The organism is Alcanivorax sp. HI0044, from assembly GCF_001634945.1.
This window is the reverse complement of sequence record NZ_LWEZ01001250.1, coordinates 1-1497: the sequence shown is the minus strand read 5'-3', so window position 1 is coordinate 1497 and position 1497 is coordinate 1. Positions and strand designations below refer to the sequence as shown.

Sequence of the window (1497 nt, the reverse complement as noted above, 5' to 3'; positions counted from 1 at the left end):
TTGAGCCCGGAAAAGGCCATGCAGGTGCAGCGCTCACTGGGCAGCGATATCTGCATGATCTTTGACGAATGCACCCCGTTTCCGGCCACCGAGAAACAGGCCCGCGATTCCATGGAACTGTCCCTGCGCTGGGCGAAACGCTCAAAAGACGCCCACGAAGGCAATGATGCGGCCTGTTTCGGCATCGTTCAGGGCGGCATGTACGACGATTTGCGCCGCGAATCCCTGGCCGGGCTGGTAGATATCGGCTTTGACGGCTACGCCGTGGGCGGCCTGAGTGTGGGTGAGCCCCAGGACGAAATGTTGCGCACCCTGGGCAATCTGACCCCGCATATGCCGGAGGATCGCCCCCGTTACCTGATGGGTGTGGGCAAGCCGGACGACATCGTTGAGGCGGTGCGCCGTGGAGTGGATATGTTCGACTGCGTTATGCCCACCCGCAATGCCCGCAATGGCCACCTGTTCGTCGCCGAAGGGGTGGTGAAAATCCGAAATGCCCGACACCGTCATGATTTGGCTCCTCTGGAGGCGGATTGTGACTGTTATACCTGCCAGCATTTCTCCCGCAGCTATCTGCATCACCTGGATCGCTGCAACGAAATGCTGGGCTCCCAGCTCAATACCATCCATAACCTGCGTTACTATCAGCGGCTGATGGCTGGATTGCGGGGGGCCATTGAAGGGGGTACATTGTCCGCCTTTGTGGACGACTTCTATGCGGCGCGTGGCCAGACTACGCCAGCTCTGTAGCTATTTATCGATTGGAGTATTCAATGAACATCGCAATGCGTTCCCTGCTGGCCCTGTTGGCCACTGCCATGGTTTCTCCGGCGTTTGCAGCCCCTGCTGCCCCTGCCGGTCCGGGCGGTGTGGAGCTGATCATGCTGGTCGTGATGATGGTGGTTTTCTATTTCTTCCTGATTCGCCCGCAGCAGAAGCGTGCCAAGGAACACAAAAACCTGGTCCAGAGCCTGAGCAAGGGTGATGAAGTGGTCACCAGCGGTGGCATCCTGGGCAAGGTGGCGAAAGTCACCGATGATTTTGTGGTGGTGGAAATCAGCAACAACCTGGAAATCAAACTGCAGAAAAGCAGCGTCCAGGCCACTCTGCCCAAAGGCACCATCAAGTCGATCTAGAAGAATAGCAGCCCCGTCTTGAGCGGGGCTTTTGCTGTTGCAGTAACGCCAGCAAAACCCAATGTATCGAGCGGTTGATTAATCGTGCACGCCGGCCGCCTTTTTTCGGCGCTCCACGCACTGTCGCACTATTAAAAAACCGGCACTACCGGAAAGAACTATGACCCGCTATCCACGCTGGAAATTTTTCCTGCTTTTGGCTGCCCTCGTTGTTTGCGGCCTTTATGCGCTCCCTAATTTGTACCCGGATGCCCCCGCTATCCAGATCAGCCATTCCGAGGCGGGTGCTGAGGTGTCTGATGTGGCCAGGCAGCGAGTGCTCGGCGCCCTGGATGATGCTGGCCTGAGCCATGGTGACGGC

General features: G+C 57.7%; 2 protein-coding genes and 1 pseudogene. All 3 read left to right on the top strand.

The genetic code is table 11. The annotated features are described in order from the left end of the window. On the top strand, window positions 1-750 hold a 750-nt coding region (gene tgt / locus A3730_RS17805; protein ID WP_063538593.1), incomplete at its 5' end, for a tRNA guanosine(34) transglycosylase Tgt. 23 nt (window positions 751-773) lie between these two features. Then, window positions 774-1136: a preprotein translocase subunit YajC gene (gene yajC / locus A3730_RS17800; RefSeq protein WP_155133407.1), complete on the top strand. Its 363-nt coding sequence runs from the start codon at window positions 774-776 to the stop codon at window positions 1134-1136. Between the two features lie 160 nt (window positions 1137-1296). Then, a pseudogene (gene secD / locus A3730_RS29810) lies at window positions 1297-1497 on the top strand (protein translocase subunit SecD); the annotation flags it as partial.